Raw genomic sequence first — 4,499 nt, 5'->3', positions numbered from 1 at the left:
GTTTCCTTGCCCAGGGGCGGCGTTTTTCAGCGCAGCGGACAGATCTGTCCAGCCGCTTTCGTTCAGTTTGAGCGTGGATCGCGATCATGCGCATAGCGGTGGCGCTCGCAATCGGCGGATAGCGGCGAGGATGGCGCGTACCATCGTGCCGGTGACAGCGACCTCGGCCAGCTGGAAGGTGATGGTGCGGGCGTGACGGACCACACGTGCCCCGATCTTGATCAGCTTCAGTTGCAGGCTGGTCAACGACCAGTCGGCCATGGCTTCGGGCAGCTCGATGCAGCGCAAGAAGGTGGCCAGGTTGTACGCCAGGGCGTGCAGTTGCAGCCGCACCTCATTGTCGCGGAACTTCCGGCACGACAGCCGCGTCCAGCGAAAGGCGTATTTGCCCTCTTTGATGTGCTGCTCGGCGGTGCCGCGCTGGTTGTAGAACCGCACCACCCAGTCCGGCTCCATCGGCAGGTTGGTGACGATGAAGCCGACACGCGGGAACAGTTCGCCCGGATGCCATTCGATCTTGGCGATCACCCGGCGTTCCTTGTCCCAGGACGCCGCCTGATACTCGAATTCCTCGAAGAACCGCTTGACCTTGGTCAGTGACGGCCGCCCGACAGGGCGCGTTAGCCGATGCGCGATCTTGTCCTTGAGGACCGCGTTTGCGGGCAGCCGGATGGCGTAGAAGAACCGCGCTTCTTCCAATCGCTCATAGATCGCCGGGATCGCGTAGGCAGCATCGGCCCGGAAGAACCTGCCACCAAGGTCGCGCTCCGCGTAGCGCGCAATGACGGGGTCGAGAACATCACGCCAGCCATCGGCGCTGTGGACGTTGCCATGGCGCAGGGCGCAGCGTTCCAGCATCCCGAACTGGTTGAACAGAAAGTTGGGGTGATAGCAGCTACAGTCGAAATGGCCATTCCAGGCGGACCCTTCCTGGTCGCCATGGGTCGGGCTGACCGAGCTGTCCATGTCCAGAACGATGTACTTCAGCCCGTTACGGTCATGGAACCGGTCGATCCATTGCCCGTTCAGGTCGGCCAGCGCGGCACGGTTCCCGGCCAGAGCCAGCGTCTCGGTCTCGAACCGTCCCATCTGCGATGCCGAGGCCGCTTGTGCATCGACCGCTCTGCCGCCGACAACTTGGCGCATGACCGGATCGCAGGCGAGACGGTTGGCGTCGTTGACATCCTCGTATCCGGCCAGCCGCCCAAAGACTGATTGCCGGAACAGGCCGTCGAGCCGATGGACCGTGTTCTTGCCAGAGCGAGTATCGCGCAGCGCCGCTGACGCCAAATCGGACAACCCGAGCGCGTCATCAAGCTCGCGCATCACCAGAAGGCCGCCGTCGGAACTGAGCTGCGTGCCGCGAAATTCCAGCCGCACGCGAGGGTCGAAATCCACCCGATCTGCCCGTTGCAAGCCCGCACCCTCTGGGTGATCCATGAAACGCGCCCCTCGCAGCCTTCAACACCATGTTTTATATAGGAAATATAATGGTCAGGACAGCGAAATCAGCGCCTTACTTGGGAAATGTGGGTTCATGGTGTCCCATGCCGGCAGCTTCGCGCTGCATCGGCCGATAGTTGTAGGCGAACACCGGATCGGTCAGATCGATCGCGGGTATCGCCTCGCTCTCGTAGAAATAGTCCTGGCTGTGCTGCCATTCAGGCGTGTCGCCGCGCCGGGGCAGCCGGTCGAGGCTCCGCAGCAGATAGCCGGGGTTGAGGTAATCGGTATCGACCCACGGCTTCAGTTCCATGCCCTGATCTTCGGGCCTGAGCATCGGCATCACGCTGCTTGCACCGGCCTTGTGCATGTGATCGAGCAGGCGGCACACGAAGCCGGCGACCAGATCGGCGCGCAAGGTCCAGCTGTAATGGCCATAGCCATAGACCCAGGCCATGTTGGGAATGCCGGTGAACATGATCCCGCGATAGGTGACGGTCTGCGCGAAGTTGACCGGCGCACCATCGATGCTGAACGGGATTTCGCCCATCACTGCCATCTCGAAGCCGGTTGCGGTGATTACCACATCGGCATCAATGCGTTCGCCCGACGAGAGCACAATCCCTGTCTCGTCGAAGGTGCTGATCGTATCTGTTGCGACTGAAGCCTTGCCCGCCGCGATGGCCTTGAACAGATCGCCGTCCGGCACAAACGCCACGCGCTGCTGCATCGGCCGATAGGGCGGCGTGAAATGCCGTTCGACATCGAACCCTTCCGGGAGCAGCGCCTGAACGCCGCCGATCAGCATCGCCTTCAGCTTGTCAGGCGATGATTGCGCGCGGTCGAGCAGATCGGCCCGGTCGCGCACCACCTTGCGCCGCATGATCTCGTGAACCCACGCAGGGTCCACATCCAGCCTGCGCAATTCCTCGGCCAGCGCGTCAGCATTGCGACCGGCGGCAAAATAGGTGGGCGTGCGTTGCAGCATGGTCACGTGAGCACACTGGTCGGCGAGCGCCGGGATCAGGGTTGCGGCGGTGGCGCCCGAACCGATCACGGTCACGTTCTTGCCCGCCAGATCTACATCCTCTGGCCAGTGCTGGGGGTGGATTACCTGACCCTTGAACCTGTCCATGCCCGGCCATTGGGGCGTGTAGCCCTGCGCATGGCGGTAATAGCCCTGGCACATCCACAGGAAGCTCGCCTCCATCTCCACCACATCGTCGGCGTCCTTGCGTTCAACCGTGAGCCGCCAGCTGGCCGTTTCGCTGGACCAGTCGGCAGAAGTTACGCTGTGGCCATATCGGATAGAGGGACCAAGGCCCGCATCGGCGATCGCATCACCCAGATAGTCGAGGATCTGGTCGCGCGAGGCGATCGGCTGCCCGGTCCACGGCTTGAAGCCGTAGCCGAAGGTGAACAGGTCGCTATCTGACCGGGTGCCGGGATATTTGTGGATCAGCCAGGTGCCGCCATGGCCCTCAAGTGCTTCGAGAATGGCAAAGCTTAGATCCGGGCAATGCTTGCGCAGCAGGGTGGCACTGCCGATCCCGGAAATGCCCGCGCCGACGATGATCACATCGAACTTTTCGGGTTGCTGCGTGCCTGCTGCGATATTCTGCCGATCCGACACCATCTGCCTCTCCACTCCTTTGGGGCGCGGCCGGTCCCCGGCCTGGCGGCGTGCTAGACCGAGCTAGCAGGCAAGACTGTCGCCTTTGGGCATTCTATCGGATTGCGAGCTATCCTCCTCTCTAGGTGGGCAAATCAGAAGCGGATGTTATTGCCGCTTTGGGGTCGATTTGCGAACGTCGGCTTTCGGCGGCAAAGTAAGCGAAGCTGCCTGTCCGCTTCAAGTATCGATACTGCGCCTCACGGGGTGCGGGCCTTATCGGTCCTCCCGATCCAGACGGACCGCCTTTTCGATAAAGCCCGGAGGATCTTGCACGAACTGCGCTGCCTCTGATTGCAGAACCGTCCTGATGACAGCTTCCCTGCTTGGCTGAATGATCGCACCCTCCGGCGTTGCAAAGACGCAGTCGAAATGCCGCGCGAGGTCGCAGACCCCGCCGATGAATGGCAGAGAGATATCTGCCACATCGAAGCGGACCTGGATCTCTTCGATGAATTGCTCATCGAAGCTCACCTGGATGTCGTCAGCAGGTTCGTCACCCCACACCCGGAGACCGGTGTAGGATCGCGGTTTCTCGGGCAGCAACATGTCGAGCTTCGCGAATAGCGCATTCGCCTCTGCGATTGGCAGCGCCAGAACAATCTCGTCGAGCTGCGTGCGGCTCATCCGTGCAGCGTCGACCCCTGCGATACGCGCCGCAGAGGCAGGGATCAGGTTGATGACGAACTGCCAGACGGCCATCACTCGAACATAGCGCCAATGCGGGGTCCGACAATGGGCTCATTCGCTGAACGCGGAACCTGCTCTACCGGAACCCGGCGCTGCCGCCCGTCCGGGCAGGGCAGCGCCACTTACCCGCGAACGCGCTTTTCCTTGCCAGGAAGGCGTTCGCGGTCGGAGCTTTCCGACCGTAACGCGCGCCGTGGCACGCAGGGGGATCATTCGGCATCCTCCGTCCGGTCAAGGATCGGCTCAGGCTGTCGCTGCGCTTGCCTTCACCGCCCGCGAGGCGGCGATGCCGGCTTCGCGGCATCGTCCCTGACAGTCCGTCGTCGTCCGAGCAGCCCCGCCAAACGGCCTTTCAAGATTGGTGGTGTTCCCGCTGTAACCCCTTCGCAGGGCCGAAGGGGCGGCCCGGTGGGGCGCTGAAGCGCCTGACCGGACCTGCCTTCGTCTTCCCTGCTCGAGGGCGGGAACGTCTCTTCCACACACACAGGAACACCTGCCGAAACCTATCGGCGGCCGACCCTTAGTCAAGGATCGCGGTCCCCCCAATTTTCAGCGGGGAGGCTGTATCGCTGCGCGCCAGCCACCACGCAGAAAATCGGTTCCCCCACGCCCGCCATGGCGGCGGCGAGACGAGCTCGCCGTCCCTGACACAGTTCGTCCGGCCCGATGGGTTTTTGGCTGTTCCCAATGTGGG

General features: G+C 62.7%; 3 protein-coding genes. All 3 read right to left on the bottom strand.

Annotation, left to right across the window (positions count from 1 at the left end; translation table 11 throughout):
- Positions 1-84 precede the first annotated feature (84 nt).
- On the bottom strand, positions 85-1,440 hold the full coding sequence (locus ACE3SN_RS16220; protein WP_006473457.1) for an IS1380-like element IS1247 family transposase: 1,356 nt from the start codon (positions 1,438-1,440) through the stop codon (positions 85-87).
- A gap of 76 nt (positions 1,441-1,516) precedes the next feature.
- Positions 1,517-3,079: a flavin-containing monooxygenase gene (locus ACE3SN_RS16215; RefSeq protein ID WP_374531783.1), complete on the bottom strand. Its 1,563-nt coding sequence runs from the start codon at positions 3,077-3,079 to the stop codon at positions 1,517-1,519.
- A gap of 252 nt (positions 3,080-3,331) precedes the next feature.
- Positions 3,332-3,817 carry a hypothetical protein gene (locus ACE3SN_RS16210; protein WP_183615068.1) on the bottom strand — a complete coding sequence of 162 codons (486 nt, stop codon included), beginning with the start codon at positions 3,815-3,817 and terminating at the stop codon, positions 3,332-3,334.
- Positions 3,818-4,499: the final 682 nt, after the last annotated feature.

Origin of the sequence: Novosphingobium sp., assembly GCF_041915465.1 — a bacterium.
Classification (GTDB): Bacteria; Pseudomonadota; Alphaproteobacteria; order Sphingomonadales; family Sphingomonadaceae; genus Novosphingobium.
Note: the sequence above shows the minus strand (reverse complement) of the source record. Positions and strands in the feature narration are given on the sequence as shown.

Excerpts from the sequence above, each read along its gene's own strand:
- ACE3SN_RS16220 (WP_006473457.1), bottom strand. The coding sequence starts at position 1,440 with ATGGATCACCCAGAGGGTGCGGGCTTGCAACGGGCAGATCGGGTGGAT.
- ACE3SN_RS16215 (WP_374531783.1), bottom strand. The coding sequence starts at position 3,079 with ATGGTGTCGGATCGGCAGAATATCGCAGCAGGCACGCAGCAACCCGAA.
- ACE3SN_RS16210 (WP_183615068.1), bottom strand. The coding sequence starts at position 3,817 with ATGGCCGTCTGGCAGTTCGTCATCAACCTGATCCCTGCCTCTGCGGCG.